The sequence below is a fragment of the Streptomyces griseus genome, assembly GCF_900460065.1.
GTDB classification, from domain to species: domain Bacteria; phylum Actinomycetota; class Actinomycetes; order Streptomycetales; family Streptomycetaceae; genus Streptomyces; species Streptomyces griseus.
Genome location: NZ_UAVD01000024.1, coordinates 84,154 through 104,739, shown reverse-complemented (window position 1 = coordinate 104,739; position 20,586 = coordinate 84,154). Strand labels below are relative to the sequence as shown.

Here is a 20,586-nt window from a genome sequence, read left to right as displayed (position 1 = left end):
GTAGTGCCGGAACCGGTCGACACGGTCGAGATGCAGACCGCGCTGTTGCGGCTCCGCCGCACGAGCGGGCTTCCCGTGGTGTTCGGCGGTCTGCTGTCGGACGCGCGCCACGCGCGGATCGCCGAGCTGAACGGGGCGCAGACCAGTGCGTTGCGGGGTCTGGTCATCTCCGCCGGGAGCGGCCTGGGCGGCAAGGCCATCGCGCTGTCCCGGCCCTGTGCGGTGACGGACTACGCCTCTTCGCGCCACATCAGCCACGAGTACGACGCGGCGGTGGCGGCGGAGGGGCTGCGTTCGGTCGTCGCGGTCCCCGTCGTCGTACGGCGTGCGGTGCGGGGCGTACTGTACGGGGCGCTGCGCACACCGGTCACGCTGGGTGACCGGACGTTCGACGCGATGGTGGCGTCGGCCCGTGACGTGGAGCAGTCGCTCGCGGTCCGGGACGAGGTTCGGCAGTTGCTGGCGGCGGGCCGGGAGCAGGTGACCGATCCGGACACGGCGCCCGGCGCCTGGGAAGGCGTGCGCGAGGCCCACCGCGAACTGCGCGCGCTGGTCCCGCGGGTCCTGGACCCGGCCCTGCGCGACGAGCTCCTGGACGTCTGCGGGCGGCTGGCCTCGGCGGCGGGGGCGAAGGTGCCCGCCGCCCGGGAGGTCCGCCTCGCGCCGCGCGAGGTGGACGTGGTGGCCTGTGTGGCGGCGGGCGCGACGAACGCGGCGGCGGCGGAGCGACTGGGGCTGCGGCCGGAGACGGTGAAGGGGTATCTGCGGTCCGCGATGCGGAAGTTGGGGGCGCACACGCGGCTGGAGGCCGTGGTGGCGGCCCGCCGGGCGGGGCTGCTGCCCTGATCCGCGGTCCGCGCTGGGCCGCCGGTCGGGGCGGGCGGGCCTGCGGGGGCTTCAGTCCCCGAAGTCCAGGAACGTGCCGAACCGCACGTCGTGGTCCGTGGCGTCCGTCATCACGGCCAGCATCCGGGCCGCCTCCTCGGTGATCTCCGTACGCTGTGCGCGGGTCGGTCTCCGCAGCGGCTGGACCGTCAGGACCGCCGTTCCGCCTTCCCGGTCGACGCGCCACAGGGCGTCGAGGAAACCGTCGACGAGGACGCTGCCGTACGTCTGGTTGCCCTTGCCGTTGCGGCCCTTGTTGACGTCGGGGATAACGCGGGTGCGGTCGGCGTGGCCGAGGAGGAGGTTGTCGAACTCGGGCAGGAAGCGCGGTGGGGCCGGGGTGCCGGGGTCGGGACGCGGTCCGTCCGGGAGGTCGAAAAGCTCGGTGCCCCGCTCGTCCCGGAAGGTCAGCAGGCGTGGCCTGAGCCGTTCGAAGACCTCCTTCGTACGGGTGAGTCCCGCCCATGACTGGAAGTCCATCACCGAGGCGGGGCCGAACGCGCCCAGGTAGCGCAGCACGGTGGCGTCGAGCGCGGGGGCCGGTTCGGCGGACCGGCCGAGCCAGTGCTCGACGGTGGTCAGGGCCACCTGTCCGCCGCGGCCCCACAGGCCGCGCGGGGTGGCCTGGACCAGGGGCAGCAGGCAGCGGGCGGCGACGGTGAGCGCGAGGGGGTCGGCGTCCGGCCAGTGCGTGAGGAGTTCCGCGCGCAGTTCGCCCAGCGGGCGCGGGCGCTCCTGGACGAACGCCTCGGCCACCGCCGCGAGCCGGTCGAGGTCCACGCCTTCCAGCCCGCGCCCGAAGCCCCTCAGCTCCCGGTCGCGCGGCGCCCGTACCAGGGGGACCAGGGTGAGCGCGTCGTCGGCCGTGTGGGTGTGGAGGGTGGAGCGGAGGGAGACGATCCGGACGGCCTGCCGGGACTCCATCAGGGCGGACAGTTCCCCGGGGTCGAAGTCCGCGAGGCGGGCGTACAGCTGGAAGTAGGGCGGCTTGGTGTTCTGGGCCTGGAGCCCGACGAGATGCGTGACCGCTTCCCCGGCCGACATCGTGGACCGGCGCAGCAGGAGCTGACGTTCCAGGGTCGCCCGGTTCAGCGCCCGGGCGGAGAGGACGGCGGGCGGTGGGGCGGTGCGGTGCGTCTTCGCGGCCATGGTCCGCACGCTACCGGCGCTCGCGGTCGGATACGGTCCGCATGTCGCGGCGTACGGCGTTACGCCCACCGGACCTGTGCGCCGCGCGCCCCGGGCGGGCCGCCGCGATGATGAGCCGGTGATCAGTGTCCTGTTCGCCGTCCTGACCGCCCTCAGCAACGGTTCCGCCTCGGTGCTCCAGCGCCGGGCGGCGATGGAGGTGCCCGACAGCGAGGCGATGCGGCTGTCGCTGATGACCCGTCTGGTGCGGCAGAAGGTGTGGCTGGCGGGGATCGGGCTGGTGATCGTGGCGGCGGTCTGCCAGGCGGTCGCGCTGGCCACCGGGCCGATCGCGGTGGTCCAGCCGATCTTCGTGATCGAGCTGCCGCTGACGCTGCTGGTCGCCGGTCTGGTGATGCGGGTGCGGGCGGACGCGGCCGTCTGGTCCGGCGTCTCGGCGGTCACGGCGGGCCTGGCGCTCGGTATGGCGTCGGCCGCGCCGGTCGGGGGCAGCGACATGGTGCGGGGCGCGGCGTGGATTCCGGCGCTGGTGCTGACGGGGCTGTTCGAGGCGGGACTGATCGGCGCGGCGCTGCGGACCCGCGGCAATCCCCGGGCCGCCCTGCTGGGGCTGGCCGCCGCCTGCGGGTACGCGCTGACGGCGGCTCTGATGAAGGACGCGATGGCGAACCTGGACGACGGCGGGGTGGTCGCGCTGCTGGCTTCCTGGCAGCTGTACGCCACGGCGGCGGCCGGGGTGGGCGCGCTGTTCCTGCTCCAGAACGCCCTTCAGGCGGGCAGTCTGGTGGCCGTGCAGCCGATGCTGACCCTGGGGGACGCGCTGATCAGCATCCTGTACGGGGTGACGCTGTTCGGCGAGGAGTTGCGGACCGGCTGGTGGCTGCTGCCCGAGCTGGCGGCGCTGGTCCTGATCGCCGCGGGGTGCGTGCGGCTGGCCCGTACCCCGTTGGCGGCGGGCACGCTCGCCCCGCCGCCGGCGCCGTCCGCGCCTCGGTGAACGCCGGGGTCAGGCGGCGGTCACGGGGGTGACCCGCTCGTCCGGGGGGACGGGGCCCGGGGGTGTGCCGTCGCCGAACGGTCGCCCGCCGAGCTGTTCGCGGTGGTGCGGGGCGGTCCAGCCGGAGAGGTCGGGTCCGGCGGGGACGATGGCGGTCGGGTTGATGCCCGTGTGCACCTGGTAGTAGTGCCGCTTGATGTGGTCGAAGTCGACCGTGTCACCGAATCCGGGCGTCTGGTAGAGGTCGCGGGCGTACGCCCACAGGACGGGGTCCTCGGTCAGCTTGTTCCGGTTGCACTTGAAGTGGCCGTGGTAGACGGGGTCGAAGCGGACCAGGGTGGTGAAGAGGCGGATGTCGGCCTCGGTGATGGTGTCGCCGACCAGGTAGCGGCGGTCGGCGAGGCGGGCGGAGACCAGGTCGAGGCGGCGGAACAGCGCCGCGTAGGCCTCCTCGTACTCCTGCTGGGAGCTGGCGAACCCCGCCTTGTAGACGCCGTTGTTGATGTCCCGGTAGATGCCGTCCATGACCTCGTCGATCTCCGCGCGCAGCGGTTCGGGGTAGAGGTCGGGGGCGCCGGGGCGGTGCAGGGCGGTCCACTCGGTGGCGAGGTCGAGGGTGATCCGCTGGTAGTCGTTGGTGACGAGCTGCCCGCTCGGTACGTCCACGATCGCGGGCACGCTGACGCCGCCGGGGTAGTCGCGCTCCCGGGCGTCGTAGGCCTCGCTGAGGTAGCGGATGCCGAGGACCGGGTCCCTGCCGTCCGGGTCGAGGGTGAAGCGCCAGCTGCGGTCGTCCTGGATCGGGTCGGCGACGGCGAGGGAGAGGGCGTCCTCCAGGCCGAGCAGCCGCCGGGAGACCAGCGCGCGGCTCGCCCAGGGGCAGGCCCTGCTGACGACGAGCCGGTAGCGGCCGGCCTCCACGGGCCTGCCGTCGCGTCCGTCGGCGGTGATCCGGTCGGCGAAGTGGCTACGGGAGCGCTTGAACGGCTTGTGGCCGTAGGAGGTGTTGCCGTCGCTGCCGGCGCTGTCCGTGGATCCGTCGTTTCCGGCGTCGTCCGCTGTCGTGTCGTTCATGCCGCGCTCCTCGATGCGTCGTTCGGTTCGCTTGCTGTGCGTCGCCTTCCCCGTCGGTCGGCTCCGACGTCGGCCGCGGCCACGATCAGGGCGGCCAGGACGAAGGCGACGGAGACGACGAGCCCGTGGTCGTAGGCGTCGGCCCAGCCTTCCGGGCCCACCTGGGCGAAGAACACCGAGCCGACGGCGGCGATCCCGATCGCGGAGCCGACCCGCTGGCCGGTCTGCAGGGTGCCCCCGGCGCTGCCGGCCCGGTTCACCGGCACCTCCGCGAGGGTGAGGGTCTGGTTCGGGGCGATGACCAGGCCGCTGCCGAGACCGGCGAGGAGCAGCGGAGCGGCCATCGCCCAGCCCGCGCCGGTGCCCGGGACCAGGTGGACGGCGAGGGCGGTGCCGGCGAGGCCGAGCGCGACCATCGCCAGGCCCGCCACCACGAGGGGGCGGCCGAAGCGCCCGACGAGCCGGCCGCCGATGGACGCGGCGACGCCGGAGCCGAGGGCGAAGGGGGTGATGGCGAGCCCGGCCACGAGTGCGGAGTAGCCGAGCCCGGACTGGAGGTAGAGGGTCGTGACGAAGAAGATCGAGGTGAATCCGGCGAAGTAGAGCAGGATCAGCAGGCAGCCCAGCCAGTAGGAGCGCAGCCGGAACAGCGACAGGTCCAGGACCGGGTGGGTGCCTCCGCCCGTGCACCGCGCCTCCCAGGCCACGAACGCGGTCAGCAGGGCCGCCGCCAGGACGAGCAGCAGCCACTTGCCGTTGCCGGGCCACTGCTGGGCCTGGACGAACGGCAGCAGCAGCGCGAGCACCCCGGCCCCGAGCAGGGCGACGCCCACGGGGTCCAGGTCGCGGGGCCGCACCCGGCCGGCCGACGGCGTGTCCGGGAGCAGCCGGTGGGCGAGCAGGAGGCAGACCGCCCCGAGCGGGAGGTTGACGTAGAAGACCCAGCGCCAGCCGTGGTCCGGTCCGGCGGCCTGGATGAGCAGGCCGCCGAGCAGCGGGCCGACGGCCGTGGAGATGCCGACGACGGTGCCGAACATGCCGAAGGCCCGGCCGCGCTCGCGCCCGGAGAACATCTGCTGGATCAGCGCGGAGATCTGCGGGGAGATCAGGCCGCCGGCGATGCCCTGCACCAGGCGGGCGACCACCAGCCACAGGCTGGACTGGGCCGCCCCGCAGGCGGCGGAGGCCAGGGTGAAGAGGGCGAGCCCGGCCATGAAGACCGCCCGGCGGCCCCGCGCGTCGCCCAGCCGTCCCGCGGGGATGAGAAAGAGCCCGAAGGCGAGGGCGTAACCGGAGAGCACCCATTGGAGGTCGGACTCGGGGGTGTTCAGGCCCTCCCGGATCGAGGGCAGGGCCACGTTGACGATGGAGACGTCCAGCAGGGTCATGAAGCCCGCCACCAGGCAGACGGCCAGGGCCCGCCAACGCCGGGGGTCGGGTCCGTCCGGGGCGGCGTCGCCCCCGGCCGGCCCGGGGTTCGCCGCGCTCTGAGCCATGGTTCGCACCTTAGGTCGCGTCCGGTGTTTCCTCATCCGGGACGCGGCCGCGCCGGTGGCCCGGATTCCGGATTCCCGGTGGGGCCCGGTGCGGCGTGGCGACGCCCGGCGAGGGTATGGGTTCCCGCATGACTGTGGAGAAAACGAGCGTTCTCGTCCTTGACTGCGCCGAACCGATGGAGCTGGCCGAGTTCTACGCCGGTCTGCTCGACGCGGAGATACGGATAGGCTCCGACCCCGATTTCGTCGAGATCGTCGGCAACGACGGCGTCCGGCTGGCGATCCGTCGCGATCACGGCTACGCCCCGCCGAGCTGGCCCCGCCCGGAGGACTCGCAGCAGGCGCATCTGCGGATCCTGGTCGGCCGGGAGGACATCGACGAGGCCGAGCGGGAGGCGATCGGGCTGGGCGCCCGGCCCGTCGACACCGGTGACAGCAACAGCGGCCCCCGGGACGTGCGGGTGTACGGGGACCCGGCGGGCCACTCGTTCTCGTTGGCGGTCTACCCGCTGCCACAGGGCTGAGCGACCCGGGAGCGCCGGGCGGCACACCGGCGTACGGGCGCACGAGGACGGGCGCGTGGCGGAAGGGTCCCAACGGGCCCTTCCGCCACGCGTGTTAATAGACAGGAAAGTTTCCCAACACTGTTGACGGCAATTGAAAGGAAGCTTTACTTTCAGTTCTGCCGACATGGCGCCTCCCACCCCCTCCGAAGGGAGCACCACCATGCACCAGCGCACCACGCCCCCCACCGGCACCGCCCCTACGACCGGTCGCCGCAGAATGGCCCGCAAGGCCCTGCTCGCCGCCTCCGCGCTCGGTGTCGTCACCGCACTGATGGCCCCCGTCCGGGCGGGAGCCGCCCCGGCCCCCGCCGCGCCCACCGCCGCCACCCCGCTCGCCGCCAACGGACAGCTCTCCGTCTGCGGCCGGCAGCTCTGCAACGCCTCCGGCCAGGCGGTCGCCCTCAACGGGATGAGCACCCACGGCACCCAGTGGTACGCCCAGTGCGTCACGGACGGGTCGCTCAACGCCCTGGCCCAGGACTGGCGCGCCGACGTGCTGCGCGTCTCCACCTACGTACAGGAGGGCGGGTACGAGACCGACCCGGCCGGTTTCACCGCCCGCGCGCAGAAGTTCATCGACGCGGCGCACGCCCGCGGCATGTACGCGGTCATCGACTGGCACATGCTCTCCCCCGGCGACCCGAACGCGAACCTGGCGCGGGCGAAGACCTTCTTCACGGCGATGGCGAAGAAGTACAAGAACCACCCGGGTGTGCTCTACGAGATCGCCAACGAGCCCTCGGGGGTGAGCTGGTCGGCCATCAAGTCGTACGCCGAGCAGATCATCCCGGTGATCCGGGCCCAGGACCCCGACGCGGTGGTCCTGGTCGGGACGCGCGCCTGGTCCTCCTTCGGCGTCTCCGAGGGCTCCAACGAGTCGGAGGTCGTGAACAACCCCGTCCGCGCCTCGAACATCATGTACACCTTCCACTTCTACGCGGCCTCGCACCGCGAGGAGTATCTGAGCGCGCTCGACCGGGCCTCCGACAAACTGCCGGTGTTCGTCACCGAGTTCGGCACCCAGAACTATGCGGGCGAGGGCGCCAACGACTTCACCATGTCGCAGCGCTACCTCGACCTGATGAAGCGCAAGAAGATCTCCTGGACCAACTGGAACTACTCCGACGACCACCGCTCGGGCGCGGTCTTCAAGACCGGGACCTGCAACGGGACCAACTGGACGGGCACCGGGGTCCTGAAGGAGGCCGGGATCTGGATCCGCGACCGCATCCGCCAGTGACGCGGACCGCCCCCGCCGCCGACCGGACGGGACGCACACCCTCGTGACCCGCCCGGTGCGGTCCCTTCCCGGACCGCACCGGGCGCACGGGGACGGCGCTCACCGGGGATACGCCCGGAATTAACCTCCAACGCCTTGTCACACCCTGTTCTACGCGCATAGTTTTTGCCCCTACTACTCAGTTCAGTTGGGGGCACCTCCCGTGCAGATACACAGATCCGGTTCCGTTCTGCTGACCGGCGCCGTCGCCGTCGCTCTCGCGGTGACCGCCCTGCCCGCCGCCCAGGCGGCCCCGTCGGCCACCGCCGTCATCTCCGAGGTGTACGGCGGCGGGGGCAACTCCGGCGCGACGCTGACCCGGGACTTCGTCGAGCTGGCCAACGCCGGCTCCGCGCCCTTCGAGGTCGGCGGTCTGAGCGTCCAGTACCTGCCGGGCAGCCCGTCGGCGGGCTCGCAGTGGCAGGTCTCCGAGCTGTCCGGGTCGATCGCGCCCCGCGGCCGCTACCTGGTCGCCCAGGCCGCGGGCACCGGCGGAACCGTCGCGCTGCCGACCGCCGACGCCACCGGCGCCATCGCCATGGCGGCGGGGAGCGGCACCGTCGCCCTGGTCTCCGGCACGGCCCCGCTCACCTGCAAGTCGGCGGCGGACTGTGCGGCGGACACCCGGATCGTCGACCTGGTCGGCTACGGCTCCGCGGTCGTCCGGGAGGGCGCGCCGGTCACCGGCGCGTCCGCCACCGCCTCCGTCGCGCGGGCCGCCTCGCTCGCCGACACCGACGACAACGCGGCCGACCTCGCCGCGGGCGCACCGACCCCGGTCAACACCAAGGGCGAGACGTCCGGCGGCGGACAGGAACCGGAGGAGCCCGGCCCCACCGAGCCCGGCGACGTACGGATCCACGACATCCAGGGCACCACGCGGGTCTCCCCCCTCGACGGGAAGGCGGTCACCGGCGTCCCGGGCGTCGTCACCGGAGTGCGGGCCGGCGGCTCGCGGGGCTTCTGGATCCAGGACACCGCTCCCGACGACGACCCGCGCACCGGCGAGGGCCTGTTCGTCTACACCGGCTCCTCCGCGCCCGCGGTGAAGGTCGGCGACGCGGTCCTGGTCAGCGGCAAGGTGGCCGAGTACTACCCGGGAACCGGCACCCAGTCCCTCACCCAGATCACCGCGCCCCGCACCACGGTCCTGTCCGCGGGCAACGCGCTGCCCGCCCCGGTCGTCCTCGACGCCCGTTCGGTGCCCGGCCGTTACGTGCCCTCGGCGGACGGCGGGTCGATCGACGCGCTGACCCTGGACCCGTCGCGGTACGCCCTGGACCTGTACGAATCGTTGGAGGGCTCCCGGGTCCGGTTCGCCGACACCCGGGTGACCGGGGCGACGACCGCGTACGACGAGATCTGGGTGACCGTGAAGCCGCGGGAGAACCCGACCCGGCGCGGCGGCACGCTCTACGCCTCGTACGAGGACCAGAACACCGGCCGCCTCAAGGTGATGTCGCTGGACCCGGCCCGCCCGGTGCCGACGGCGAACGTCGGGGACGTGCTGAAGGGCGGCACCACCGGCGTACTCGACTACGCGAGCTACGGCGGCTACAACGTGCAGGCCACCGAGCTGGGCACGCTCGTCGACAAGAAGCTGCGGCGCGAGGTGACCCGCAAGCAGAAGAAGGACGAGCTGGCGGTCGCCACGTACAACGTGGAGAACCTCGACGCGGGCGACGACCAGGCCAAGTTCGACACCCTGGCCGAGGGCGTGGCGGTCAACCTCTCCTCCCCCGACATCGTCTCGCTGGAGGAGATCCAGGACGACAACGGCGCGGTCAACGACGGCACGACGGGCTCCGAGGCGACGCTGAAGCGGTTCACGGACGCGATCGTCGCCCAGGGCGGGCCGCGCTACGCCTGGCGCTACATCGCCCCCGAGAACAACAAGGACGGCGGCGAGCCCGGCGGCAACATCCGCAACGTCTTCCTCTTCAACCCGCAGCGGGTCTCCTTCACCGACCGCGCGGGCGGCGACGCCACCACGCCGGTCGAGGCCGTGAAGACGTGGAAGGGCGTCAGGCTCTCCGCCTCTCCCGGCCGGATCAACCCGGCGAGCCCGGCGTGGGCGGACAGCCGCAAGCCGCTGGTGGGCGAGTTCGTCTTCCGCGGCGAGCCGGTCTTCGTCATCGGCAACCACTTCGCGTCCAAGGGCGGCGACCAGCCGCTGCACGGCCGCTACCAGGAGCCGACCCGCTCCTCGGAGACCAAGCGGATCCAGCAGGCCGCCGAGGTCAACACCTTCGTCACCGCGGTGCTGAAGGCGGACAGGTCCGCCAAGGTCGTCGCGCTCGGGGACTTCAACGACTTCGAGTTCTCCCCGACGATGAAGACGCTGACCCGGGGCAGGGCGCTCAAGCCCCTGATCACGACGCTCCCCCCGTCGGAGCGGTACAGCTACGTCTTCGACGGCAACTCGCAGACGCTGGACCACATTCTGACGAGCCCCGGGGTCCGGCGTCCCGACTACGACGTGGTGCACATCAACGCCGAGTTCGCCGACCAGGCGAGCGACCACGACCCGCAGGTGGTGCGGATCAGGGTCGGCGGCTTCTGGCACTGAGGCGCCCGAGCAGCACCCCCGTGGGGCGGGCCGGATCCCCGGTCCGCCCCACGGGGGTCCGGCCGGACCGGATCCCGGATCCGGCCGGCTCAGGTCCGACGGGCTCAGGTCCGCCCGGCCGGGGCGCCGGCCTGGCGCGGCAGGGTGACGGCGGTGGCCTCACCGCCCACCGGCTCCCGCCCGGTGAAGAAGCGGGAGACCAGGGCGGCCACGTCGTCGGCCCGCTCCAGGACCACCCAGTGGTCCGACTCCCCGACGGTCAGGAACCGGCTTCCCTCGATCGTCGCGGCGAACTCCCGCTGCCGCGCGGGCGAGGTCACGGTGTCGTGCTCCCCCGCGAAGACCAGCGCCGGTACGCCGGTGAGCCCGCCGGAGAAGTCGGGCCGGTCGGCCAGCGCCCGGTACAGCGAGTCCGTCGCGTGCGGTGAGTGGGCGAGCGCGTGCAGGAAGGAGCGCCGGACATAGCGGCGGGCCAACTCCCTGCGGTGCACGTGCCGTCCGGGGTCCAGGCACATCAGCGCGTCGGCCGCCGTCGCGGCGAATCCCTCGCGGTCCCCGGCCGCCAGCTGCCGCCGGGCCCGCTCCCAGGAGGCGACCTGGGCCGCGTCGATGTGGACCGGGACGCCGCCGAGGGCCAGCCGCGCCACCCGCTCCCGGTGGCGGCGGGCGAATCCGAAGGCGATGGCGGTGCCGTAGGAGAAGCCGAAGACGTTCAGCTCGGGTGCGCCGAGGTCGTCGGCGATGCCGAGCACGGCCCGGCGCAGCAGTTCGGCGCTGGGGCCGGGCGGGAGCGGGTCGGCGCTGCCCATGCCGGGCAGGTCGGCGGTGACCACGTCGGTCGCCGGCCCCAGGTGGTCGTCCATCTGGGGCCAGCCGAACATGCCCTGGAGCGCGCCGCCGAGGATGAGCGTCGGTTCGGTGGCCGGGGGTTCGCCGGGACGGGCGCGCGGCAGGACGCGGTAGCTGTAGCGCACTCCGTCGACCGACAGGGTCCGGATGATCTCCTCGGGCATGTGCTCCTGCGTTCCCTTCCGCTCAGGCCCTGGTGAGGACGAGTGCCGCGTTGTGGCCGCCGAAGCCGAGCGAGGTCTTGACGGCGCAGTCGAAGGAGGCGGCGCGGGCCTCCTTGGCCACCACCTCGATCGGGATCCGCGGGTCGGGTGCGTCCAGGTTGACGGTGGGCGGCACCAGTTGCCGCTGGAGGGCGAGCACCGCGAAGGCTGCCTCGATGCCGCCCGCCGCGCCGAGGGTGTGGCCGGTCATCGCCTTGGTCGAGGTCACGAGGGGGCTCTCGCCGAGGACCCGGTGGAGCATCGTCGTCTCGATCAGGTCGTTGGAGAGCGTCGAGGTGCCGTGCGCGTTGACGTGCCCGACGTCGGCCGGGGAGAGGCCCGCGTCGGCGAGGGCGGTGCGCAGGGCGCGTTCGATGCCGAGGCCCTCGGGGTCGGGGGCGACGGCGGAGTGGGCGTCGCTGGAGGCCCCGTAGCCGCTCACGTGGGCGCGGACGGCGGCGCCCCGGGCGCGGGCGTGGTCCGGGTGTTCCAGGACGATCAGCCCGGCGCCCTCGCCGACGACGAAGCCGTCGCGGTGGGTGTCGAAGGGGCGGCAGGCGCTCGTGGGGTCCTCACGGCGGGTGGAGACGGCCTTGAGGCTGCAGGCGCTGGCGATGAGGAGGCGGGTGCAGGTGGACTCCGCGCCGCCCGCGATGACGATGTCGCAGGCCCCGGAGCGGAGCATCTGGTGGGCGGTGCCGATGGCGACGGTGCCGGAGGAACAGGCGGTGGAGACGGCCAGGCTGGGCCCGTGGACGCCGAGGTCGAGGCTGACGCTGCTGGCCGCGCCGTTGACGACGCTGAGCGGGGCGAGCTTCGGGGAGACCCGGCGGGGTCCGCGGTCGGCGAGCACGGCGTGCTGCTCGTCGTAGAAGGGCAGCCCGCCGTGGGCGGAGCCGATGACGATGCCGACGCGGCCGCTGTCCCAGACGGCCGGGTCGAGTCCGGCGTCGGCGACGGCTTCACGGGCGGCGACGACGGCGAGCTGGGCGAACCGGTCCATCAGCCGCTGTGCGGCCACCCCGAGGATCGCCCCCGGGTCGCAGTCGGTGACGGAGTAGAAGAAGTCGCAGGGCAGGCCGTCCAGTTCGGGCCGGGGGCCGACGGACGGGGCGAGGCCCTCGGTGACGCCGTGCCAGGCGGCGTCCGCGCCCGTACCGGCGGCGGTGACCAGACCGACGCCGGTGACGGCGGCGGCGAACGGGGCGAGCGGCGCCCGCCGGTAGGGCCGGCCGGGGGCCGCGCTCACGCGGAGACCTTCCCGTGGACGGCCTCGACGAGGCGGCCGACGGTGTCGCGCGAGGTCAGCGCCACGTCCTCCAGGTCCACGTCCAGCCGGTCCTCGATGAGCAGCCGGAGCTCCTCCAGCGCGAGGGAGTCCAGCCGCAGCCGGTGCAGCGGAACATCGGGGCGGATGGCGCCGGGGTCGGTTCCGAACTTCGTCACCAGCAGCGTGCTGATCTCTTCCGACGTGCTCATTCGGCTCTCCTGGGCTCGGTGACGCGGTGACGTCGGCCGCGTTGTGAGGGGAGGTGGGGGGAGGGGCCATCGGGGGACGCCGGCTGCTCCGGAAGGACCCTTTATACGCCTTCCCGGGCGGGTTCCCGTTCCGCGTTCCCCCGTGCGGTGGGAGGGCTGTCCAGGTGTACGAATCCCGGGTGCGGCTCGGGTGGGTGCCAGGATGGGGGCGCAGCCCGTACGGGACGGTACGAGAGAAGGAGAAGCCCATGACGGCCGAGCAGGACGGCAACGCGGAGGTCGCGCTGAGCCCCGCCGACTGGGTCGCCCGGCAGGCCGAGCTCTACGAGTCCTCCGGCGGCACGAAGGGCACCACCCAGCTGGGCGTGCCGTGCCTGCTGATGGACTACGTCGGCCGGCGCAGCGGGACGGTGCGGCGCACGGTGCTGATGTACGGGCGGGACGGCGAGGACTATCTGATCGTGGCGTCCAACGGCGGCTCGGACCGCCCGCCGCTGTGGTACCTGAACCTCCAGGCCACCCCGGAGGTCGAACTCCGCGTGGAGACCGAGCGGTTCGGGGCCGTCGCCTCGACGCTCCCGGCGGAGGAGAAGGCGCGGGTCTGGCCGGGGCTCGTGGAGCTGTTCCCTCGCTACGGGGAGTACCAGGCGGGCACCGAGCGGGACATCCCGGTCGTCCGGCTGACGCGTCGCTGAGCCGTCGTGGCGGCTTCCCCGCCGGTCCGGCCCGGCGCCGGGCCGGCTCTCGCGGCCGTGCCGGGCCCCCGGTTCGCCGGGAGACCGGGCCGGGGCGCGTCTTGGCACGCGGGGTGGGGAGACACCGGCGGAGGCGCCTGCCTAGACTCCGCGATCATGACCATGGAAACGGTTCAGGCCGACTCGTCCGCCCTCGGCGGCCCCCCTCTCTTCGACACCATGTCCACCATGCGCGCCATGCGCCGCCTCAAGCCGGACGCGGTGCCGGACGAGACGGTCGAGCAGCTGATACAGGCCGCCGTCTGGGGTCCCAGCGGCGGCAACATGCAGTGTTACGAGTACGTGGTGGTGACCGATCGCCAGGTGATGGCGCGGCTCGCTCCGCTGTGGAAGCGGTGCGTCGACGCGTATCTGGCGACGACCGGGAAGTACGCCCCCGCGGGCATGGACGAGGCGGCGTACGGCCGGATGGTCGCGGCGATCGAGCACCAGCGCGACCACTTCGCCGACACCCCGGTGCTGATCGTGCCCTGCTACCGGTTCCCGGAGCCGCGCCTGGACGAGGAGGGGCTGGCCGCGTCGGCGCGGGCGCTCGGCCCGGAGGGCACGCAGCACATGATGGAGACGCAGACGCGTTTCCAGGCCCTGGCCGAGGGTTCCTGCGTCTACCCGGGGGTGCAGAACCTGCTGCTCGCGGCCCGGGGGCTGGGGCTCGCGGCGAACATCACCATCTGGCACCTGATGCTGGAGCGGGAGTGGAAGCGGGAGCTGGGCATCCCGGAGGACATGGCGACGTTCGCCGCCGTGCCGGTGGGGTGGCCCGCGGGCAACTTCGGCCCGGTCAGACGACGTCCGGTGGCGGACGTCATCCACCGCGACCGCTGGTAGCGTCCGGCCCCGCGTCAACCCTCGCGAACACCCCTGTCGGGTGATGCTCGACGTCACCCGACAGGGCTAGCGGTTCGGTCAACTCCGTTGATTTTGCAGGATGTTGCCAGCAGAATCCCGTCTTCAACGCTTTGTCATGCCCACTCCATATCGATAGCCTGACCGTGCTCGGCATCCCTCCGACCCACACCGGGTCCGAGGGCTTTTCTCTTCCCCCCACACGCCCACCCCCACAGAGCAGGAGCCCCCATGCCCCTCCGCACCGCCGCCCGAACCCGGGCCCGTGCCTGTGCCTGCGCCGTGGCGGCCCTCACGGCCACGGCCCTCCTCGCAACCGGGCACCCGGCGACCGCCGCCCCGCGGGCGGACACGCCCGACCCGATGAACCGCGCGTTCGCCGAGGCGGCGGACGCGTACGGCGTACCGCGCGATCTGCTGGCCGCCGTCGGCTACGGCGAGAGCCGTCTCGACGGCCACGCGGGCAGGCCCAGCCAGGCGAACGGCTACGGCGTGATGCACCTGGCGAGCAATCCGGCCAACCGCTCCCTGGAGAAGGCCTCCGAGCTGACCGGCGAGAGCGCGGCCCGGCTGCGCCGGGACACGACCGCCAACATCCTCGGCGGCGCGGCCGTCCTGCGCGACCACGCCGACGCGCTGGGCCTGGACGCCGCCGAGCGCCGGGACGTCAACTCCTGGTATCCGGCGGTGGCCCGCTACAGCGCCGCCGAGGGGCCGGCCGCCGCGCTCTACGCGGACGCCGTCTACACCTTCCTGGCCGAGGGCGTGTCCGCCACCGCGCCGGGCGGCGAGGAGGTGCTCGTGCCCTCCCGGCCGGTCGCCCCCGACAAGGACGCCGTGTCGGCGTCCGACGTCTACGCCGCGAGCCCCGACTACCCGTCGGCGCGGTGGGTGGCCGCCTACTCCGGGAACTTCGTCGTCGGCCGCAAGGCAGCCGTCGACAAGGTGGTCATCCACACCACCCAGGGGTCGTACGCCGGTTCCATCAGCTGGTACCAGAACCCGGCGTCGAAGGTCAGCGCGCACTACACGATCCGCTCCTCGGACGGTGAGGTCACCCAGTCGGTCCTGGAGAAGGACACCGCCTGGCACGCCGGCAGCACCAACTCCTCGTCCGTCGGCATCGAGCACGAGGGCTACGTCGACAACCCGGCCTGGTACACGGAGGCGATGTACCGGTCCTCCGCCGAGCTCACCAAGCACCTCGCGGCGCGGTACGGCATCCCGAAGAACCGGTCGCACATCATCGGCCACAGCGAGGCGCCCGGCGCCGACCACACCGACCCCGGGCCCAACTGGGACTGGAACCACTACATGGAGCTGATCGACGGCGAACCGGGCAGCGGCGGCGACGGTCTGACCTTCCCCACGTACACCACCCAGCAGTCCGGCTCCACCGGCCCGCAGGTGAAGGCCGTGCAGACGCTGCTCAACGCCCAGGGCTACCAGGCGGGCGCGGCGGACGGCAGCTTCGGGCCCACCACCAAGGGCGCGGTGCAGGCGTTCCAGCGGGCCCGCGCGCTGGAGGCCGACGGGACGGTCGGCCCGAAGACCTGGACGGCCCTGCTGTCGGCCGGCACGACCCCGGCGCTGGCGAAGGGGGCGTCGGGCGACGCGGTGAAGCGGCTCCAGCGGGCCCTGACGGCGGCGCTCGGCACCACCGTCGGCGCGGACGGCAGCTTCGGCCCGGCCACCGAGACGGCGGTACGCACCTACCAGACGGGCCGGAAGCTCTCGGTCGACGGCAAGGTGGGCCCGGCCACGTGGGGGGCCCTGCAGAGCGGGAAGTGAGCCGCGGCCCGTGCGGGCCCCTCCCCCGCTCCGGAGGGACCCGCGCGGGCCTGCGCCGCGTCCGGGCCCGGCGCCCGGAGGCGGACCGATGACCGCGGCGCCACCGGCACGCGGGCGCGCGGCGCCCGGGGCGCAGGGTGCCCGGGGCGCAGGGTGCCTCTACTCCCCCGGGCCGACCGGATACCCGATCTCCGCGATGTCCGCGGCCAGTTCGGCGGGGACCCGCTCGGGGGCGAGGGCGGCGATCACCTCGTCGGTCAGCGGGCGCAGCGCGAGGACGTGCCGTACGGCTTCGAGGTCGACGGAGACCTCGAAGTGGTCCTCGGCCCACTCCTGGTAGGACTCCGGGGCGTCCGTGACGAGGAGCTGGAACAGCCAGTCGGCCCCGTCGGAGTCCTCGCCGTCCTCCGGGAAGTCGATGGCGCCCGCCCGCCAGCGGTCGTCGTCGCCCGTGCGCCAGAGGCAGGCGGTGACGACGGGCATGCCGGACTCGTCGGTGAACAACGGATCGTCCACGTAGCGGCGGAACACGGCGGGCACCTCGTCGAGCACCCCGGGCCAGGGGCCGTCGTCGACGTACGGGCTCATCGGCGACTCGTGGTCGAAGCCCCGCGCGTACGCGCCCGCCTCGGCGAAGACGACGGAGTACTCCCCGCCCGAACCGTCCCGCATCGAGGCCATGGCCTCCGTCGGCGACCACCGCGCGTCGTAGCCGTGCCAGCGGTGGTCCCACTCGGGACACAGGATCGCGTCGAGCATCGCCAGGGCACGGCATCGATCGATGAGGGTGGGTATGTCCGGCAGCCTGCGGGCCACGTCGTGAACGCTCATGGGCACATCCAACCGCACCCGCCGGAGGCCACCGCACGTGGTCCCGCACCCCCGAGGGACGCGGGACCACATGCGTCGGCTCACTTCAGGCCGAAGGCCCGGATGATCTCCTGGTCGACGACGAGCCCGCCGGGGCCCTCCGCGTGCGCCTTGAGCGAGACCGAGGTCGCGCCCTTGGACGGGGTGCGGAACTCGGCGGTCCACTCACCGGTCCGCTTCTTGCGCAGCGCCACCTCGGTCCAGCTCCCGCCGTCGTCGTAACTGACGGACAGGGCGGCCTTGTTCGCCTTCACCGCGCCCGGCAGCCACTCCTGGGTGGTTGCGGAGAGGCCGATCTCGGTCGAGCGGCCCGCGCGGACGTCGCCCGCCAGGTCGGTGTCGACGGCGTAGTCCAGCTGGAGCAGCGGGATGTCCGCCTGCTGCGGTCCGCCCGTCTCCAGCGCGCCGGAGACGAAGCCCCACTCGGTGTGGGTGCGGGTCGACGTCTTCCAGGTCTCCGCGTCCCGCTCCGCGTCGATGACCAGCCGGTACGGGAGCTTCCCGGCGGGGAGGTCCCAGACGTATCCGGCCCTGCCCGGACCCTTCTTCAGCACCTTGTCGCCCTGGTGGAAGGCGTAGGAGGTGGTGTCGTACTCGTTCTCGGGCATCGAGCCGGCGTGGCCCGCGCCCGCGTCCGTCCACGGCGTGATGTTGAACTGGACGTCGTTGTTCACCGTGCGGAACGGGCCCCAGTAGCCGGTGCCCAGGCGCGGTCGGGTCACCGGGGCGAACCACTCGGCCCGGTAGTCCTGGCCGGCCCGGTAGTCCAGCTCGGCGCTGCGCATCTCGTGCGCCCGGTCCGCCCCGTCCGCGTTGAGGACCGCGTGGTTCTCGTACCAGAAGGAGTCGCCCGGCAGCGGGTTGACCCATTCGGTGCGGACGTCCGGGAACCGCTCGTACTCCTCGAAGCCGACGCCGGGACCGTAGTCGGGGATGTCGTAGCGGTAGCCGCCGCCGAGCGTCTTCCCGTGGCCGTAGAAGGTGTTCTCCACCTTCGCGAGCTGACGGGCCGAGGGGGCGAAGGCCAGCGAGCGGTCCGGGATCGTGCCGTCGTGGCGGTCCACCAGGTCGTAGAGGTAGTCCGCGAACCTCTTCTGGTCGATCCGGACCTTCTTGCCGCGCTGCGCCGCCCTGATCAGGCCCTCGCCCGCGGAGGCCTGGACGGAGGCGACCGGGATGGTGGTCTCCTCGCCGTACGGGGTGTAGCTCTCCATCGCCACGCCGCGCTCGTCGTTGACGACGAAGAGGGCCTCGGCCCCCGCCGCCAGCGCGGCCGCGAGGCGTTCGGCGGGGGCGACCCCGGCGCTGCGGGTGATGACGACCGCCCTGCCGCGCGCGTTCACCCCCCGGTACTCCGCCGGCGTGCCCTTGCCCGCGTACACCGCGGTCAGCTTCCGGCTGCTGTCCTCGGCGACCGCCGCGCCGCCCTGGACGAAGACCGGCACGTCACGGCCGTCGGCCTCGACGTCGATGAGCTCCTCGCCCTGGCGCCAGCGGGTCAGGAAGCTGAAGTCGCCCTGGGTGACCTTCTCGGTGGGGCTCGCCCACAGCTGGTCGTACGTCAGCGGTATCTGGTACGCGTCGCGCTGGACGGTGCCGTCCGGGGCGGTGCGCGCCATGTCGTAGCGGAGCTGGCGGGTCTCGGTCTCCTTCGGCGTGCGCACGTCGATCCTGCGGGCCTTGGAGGCGTCGAGGGTGACGGCGGTGGAGCCGGTGAGGAGGATCTCGGGGGCCGCGAGGAACGCGAGGGCCCGGGAGTCCGGGCGGTCGCCGTCGATGTCGACGGAGGCCCAGGCGGTGTAGTTGCCGGGCGGCAGGCGCAGCGTGGTCTCGCCGCCGCTGACCTGGACGAGGCCGAGCTGCGGGTCGCCCAGTTCGGCGAGGACGACGAGGCCGTCCATCGGCTTGCCCGACCGGTCGCGGAGCTTCACCGTCAGGTCGTGCAGCTCCTTCTCCTTGGTGAGCGCGAAGCCGGTGTGCGCGACGGTCGTGCCCGCCGCGTCGGTGGCGACGACCTGTCCGGAGAAGGTGGTGTCGTTGGCGACCTTCGCCGGGTCGAGGGAGAGGACCGCCTCGGCGGTGCCCCCGGCCGGGACGGTCAGCGTGTCGGTGGAGAGGGTGTAGGCCGCCTCGTCCGTGTCGGTGGCCAGGTTCAGCGTGACGTCCGTGTCACCGGAGTTGCGGTAGGTGACGGTGCGTTCGGCGACCGGGTCGGACGGGCTGTGCGGCCAGTCGTAGGAGGCGACGGGGACCGAGCCGGTGGCCTCGACCGTCGTGTCGATCGCCGCCTTCACGTCGAGCCGGCCGGTGCCCTGCTCGTACGGGGTGTACGCGTCGAGCTTCGCGGACGAGCTCATCAGCGCGTCCTTGATGCGCTGACCGGACCAGTCGGGGTGGCGCTGTTTCAGGATCGCCGCGGCGCCGGCGACATGGGGCGTGGCCATCGAGGTGCCCGACATCGACTGGTACATGCCCTCGATGCCGGGGACCGACTGCGAGGCGGCGGCGTTGATGTCCACACCGGGGGCCGAGAGGTCGGGTTTCAGTCCGTGCGAGCGGACCAGCGGGCCCATCGAGGAGAAGTCCGCGCGGCCGTCACGCTTGTCGACGGCGGCGATCGTGAGCGCCTGCTCCGCCGAGCCGGGCGAGCCGATGGTGCCCGCTCCGTACGCGTTGCCCGCCGCGATGACGAACAGCGGACCGCCGTCCGCCGAGAGGGAGTTCACCGCCTGGGACATCGGGTCGGTGCCGTCGTCGGGAACCGGCGAGCCGAGGCTCATGGAGACGACGTCGGCCCCTTCGGCCTTCGCCCACTCCATGGCCGCGATGATCCCGGAGTCCGCGCCGGAGCCCTCGTCGCTGAGGACCTTGCCGACGAGCAGGTCGGCGGCCGGGGCGACGCCCTTCGCGGCACCGTCGGAGGCGGCGCCGGAGCCGGCGATGGTGGAGGCGACGTGCGTGCCGTGTCCGTTCCTGTCGTCGACCTCCTCGCCCGGGACGAAGCTGCGGGCGCCGACGACGCGGTCCTTGACGTCCGGGTGGTCGGCGTCGATGCCGGTGTCCAGGACGGCCACCTTGGCGCCCTTGCCGTCGAAGCCCGCGGCCCAGGCCTGCGGGGCGTTCACCTGCGGCACCGAATCGGCCAGCAGTGCCTCGGAGCGGCCGTCCAGCCAGAGCTTCGCGATCCCGCCGTCGAGTGAACGGGCGCTCGGCGCGGAGGTGACGGCGTCCCAGAAGGTGCGCGCCCCGTCCTTGTCGGCGCTGAGCGCGGCGCCGTGGACGGAGGCGAGCGTGCGGACCTTCTTCGCGCCGCGCGGGGCGGCGGGCAGGGCCTTGGCGCGTGCGGGCGGGTAGGTGGCGATGAGCGGGACGGAGCCGGCGTTCTCGTCGTCGTACCCCATCCGGACCAGGGCCGAGACGTTGAACAGCCGCCGGTCCAGGGCGCCCGCCGCGATCAGCGCGGCGGCCTCGTCGGGCAGGACGTACACGTCCTCGCCGGCCTGCTGGACGCGGACGCCGCCCTCCGCGCCGTCGGGGCGGTCCACGCTGACGGTGTCCCGGTCGCCGGGGCCGTCCACGTAGCGCACGACGTCACCGGTGATCAGGGTGACGGTGTGGCTCTCGGCGCGGGTTTCGGGACGCGGGGTCCCGTCGCGGGGTGCGGGGGCGGCGCCGGCGGCGCCGGCGAAGGGGACCAGCATGCCGCCCAGCAGGGCCGCCGAGGTCGCCAGGAGCAGGGCTCTGCGTCCCGGGCGGGCGGATCTCGCCCGGCCGGGGA

Annotated in this window: 16 protein-coding genes; 8 read left to right on the top strand and 8 right to left on the bottom strand. The window is 73.2% G+C overall.

What is annotated here, in order from left to right:
* Positions 1-3: 3 nt before the first annotated feature.
* Positions 4-846, top strand: a complete 843-nt coding sequence (locus DTB53_RS10940; protein WP_012378462.1) for a response regulator transcription factor — start codon at positions 4-6, stop codon at positions 844-846.
* A gap of 51 nt (positions 847-897) precedes the next feature.
* Here DTB53_RS10940 and DTB53_RS10935 read toward each other — a convergent pair whose 3' ends face one another.
* Positions 898-2,034, bottom strand: a complete 1,137-nt coding sequence (locus tag DTB53_RS10935; protein WP_042495772.1) for a winged helix DNA-binding domain-containing protein — start codon at positions 2,032-2,034, stop codon at positions 898-900.
* A gap of 118 nt (positions 2,035-2,152) precedes the next feature.
* Between DTB53_RS10935 and DTB53_RS10930 the strand changes: the two genes are divergently transcribed.
* Positions 2,153-3,031: a DMT family transporter gene (locus DTB53_RS10930; RefSeq protein ID WP_003965377.1), complete on the top strand. Its 879-nt coding sequence runs from the start codon at positions 2,153-2,155 to the stop codon at positions 3,029-3,031.
* A gap of 9 nt (positions 3,032-3,040) precedes the next feature.
* Here the strand turns inward: DTB53_RS10930 and DTB53_RS10925 are convergent, their stop codons facing one another.
* Together DTB53_RS10925 and DTB53_RS10920 are read right to left on the bottom strand one after the other, a co-directional pair.
* Positions 3,041-4,105 (bottom strand): glutathione S-transferase family protein, encoded by a 1,065-nt coding sequence (locus DTB53_RS10925; protein ID WP_012378464.1) that lies wholly within the window; start codon positions 4,103-4,105, stop codon positions 3,041-3,043.
* Complete coding sequence (locus tag DTB53_RS10920; RefSeq protein WP_012378465.1) at positions 4,102-5,601, bottom strand: MFS transporter; 1,500 nt, start codon at positions 5,599-5,601, stop codon at positions 4,102-4,104. The genes DTB53_RS10925 and DTB53_RS10920 overlap by 4 nt, the downstream gene beginning before the upstream one ends.
* Positions 5,602-5,729: 128 nt before the next feature.
* Between DTB53_RS10920 and DTB53_RS10915 the strand changes: the two genes are divergently transcribed.
* The 3 genes from DTB53_RS10915 (at position 5,730) to DTB53_RS10905 (ending at position 10,015) form a co-directional block, all read left to right on the top strand.
* A complete protein-coding gene (locus tag DTB53_RS10915) occupies positions 5,730-6,125 on the top strand; it encodes a VOC family protein (RefSeq protein ID WP_003965380.1) in 396 nt (131 codons plus the stop codon).
* A gap of 202 nt (positions 6,126-6,327) precedes the next feature.
* Entirely contained in the window at positions 6,328-7,407 is a 1,080-nt protein-coding gene (locus DTB53_RS10910; RefSeq protein WP_003965381.1) for a glycoside hydrolase family 5 protein, read from the top strand.
* Between the two features lie 202 nt (positions 7,408-7,609).
* Complete coding sequence (locus DTB53_RS10905) at positions 7,610-10,015, top strand: DUF8508 domain-containing protein (protein ID WP_042495775.1); 2,406 nt, start codon at positions 7,610-7,612, stop codon at positions 10,013-10,015.
* Positions 10,016-10,119: 104 nt separating this feature from the next.
* On the opposite strand, the gene DTB53_RS10900 is transcribed toward DTB53_RS10905, so the two are convergent.
* From DTB53_RS10900 to DTB53_RS10890, 3 genes are read right to left on the bottom strand one after another with little or no spacing between them, the layout of a single operon-like run.
* Complete coding sequence (locus tag DTB53_RS10900; protein WP_012378467.1) at positions 10,120-11,028, bottom strand: alpha/beta fold hydrolase; 909 nt, start codon at positions 11,026-11,028, stop codon at positions 10,120-10,122.
* A gap of 22 nt (positions 11,029-11,050) precedes the next feature.
* Entirely contained in the window at positions 11,051-12,316 is a 1,266-nt protein-coding gene (locus tag DTB53_RS10895; RefSeq protein ID WP_003965384.1) for a beta-ketoacyl-[acyl-carrier-protein] synthase family protein, read from the bottom strand.
* Positions 12,313-12,546, bottom strand: coding sequence for an acyl carrier protein (locus DTB53_RS10890; RefSeq protein WP_003965385.1), 234 nt, complete (start codon positions 12,544-12,546; stop codon positions 12,313-12,315). Before DTB53_RS10890 ends, DTB53_RS10895 begins: the two co-directional genes overlap by 4 nt.
* A 248-nt stretch (positions 12,547-12,794) precedes the next feature.
* On the opposite strand from DTB53_RS10890, the gene DTB53_RS10885 reads away from it, so the two are divergent.
* The 3 genes from DTB53_RS10885 (at position 12,795) to DTB53_RS10875 (ending at position 15,938) form a co-directional block, all read left to right on the top strand.
* Positions 12,795-13,241, top strand: coding sequence for a nitroreductase family deazaflavin-dependent oxidoreductase (locus DTB53_RS10885; RefSeq protein WP_042495778.1), 447 nt, complete (start codon positions 12,795-12,797; stop codon positions 13,239-13,241).
* Between the two features lie 156 nt (positions 13,242-13,397).
* Positions 13,398-14,129: a nitroreductase family protein gene (locus DTB53_RS10880; RefSeq protein ID WP_003965387.1), complete on the top strand. Its 732-nt coding sequence runs from the start codon at positions 13,398-13,400 to the stop codon at positions 14,127-14,129.
* A 249-nt stretch (positions 14,130-14,378) separates the two neighbouring features.
* Positions 14,379-15,938, top strand: a complete 1,560-nt coding sequence (locus DTB53_RS10875) for a peptidoglycan-binding protein (protein WP_012378469.1) — start codon at positions 14,379-14,381, stop codon at positions 15,936-15,938.
* Between the two features lie 159 nt (positions 15,939-16,097).
* Here the strand turns inward: DTB53_RS10875 and DTB53_RS10870 are convergent, their stop codons facing one another.
* The gene (locus DTB53_RS10870) at positions 16,098-16,769 is read right to left on the bottom strand and encodes a hypothetical protein (protein WP_003965389.1); all 672 of its coding nucleotides are present in this window, start codon (positions 16,767-16,769) and stop codon (positions 16,098-16,100) included.
* Between the two features lie 80 nt (positions 16,770-16,849).
* Positions 16,850-20,509 (bottom strand): S8 family serine peptidase, encoded by a 3,660-nt coding sequence (locus DTB53_RS10865; protein ID WP_172595255.1) that lies wholly within the window; start codon positions 20,507-20,509, stop codon positions 16,850-16,852.
* Positions 20,510-20,586 lie beyond the last annotated feature (77 nt).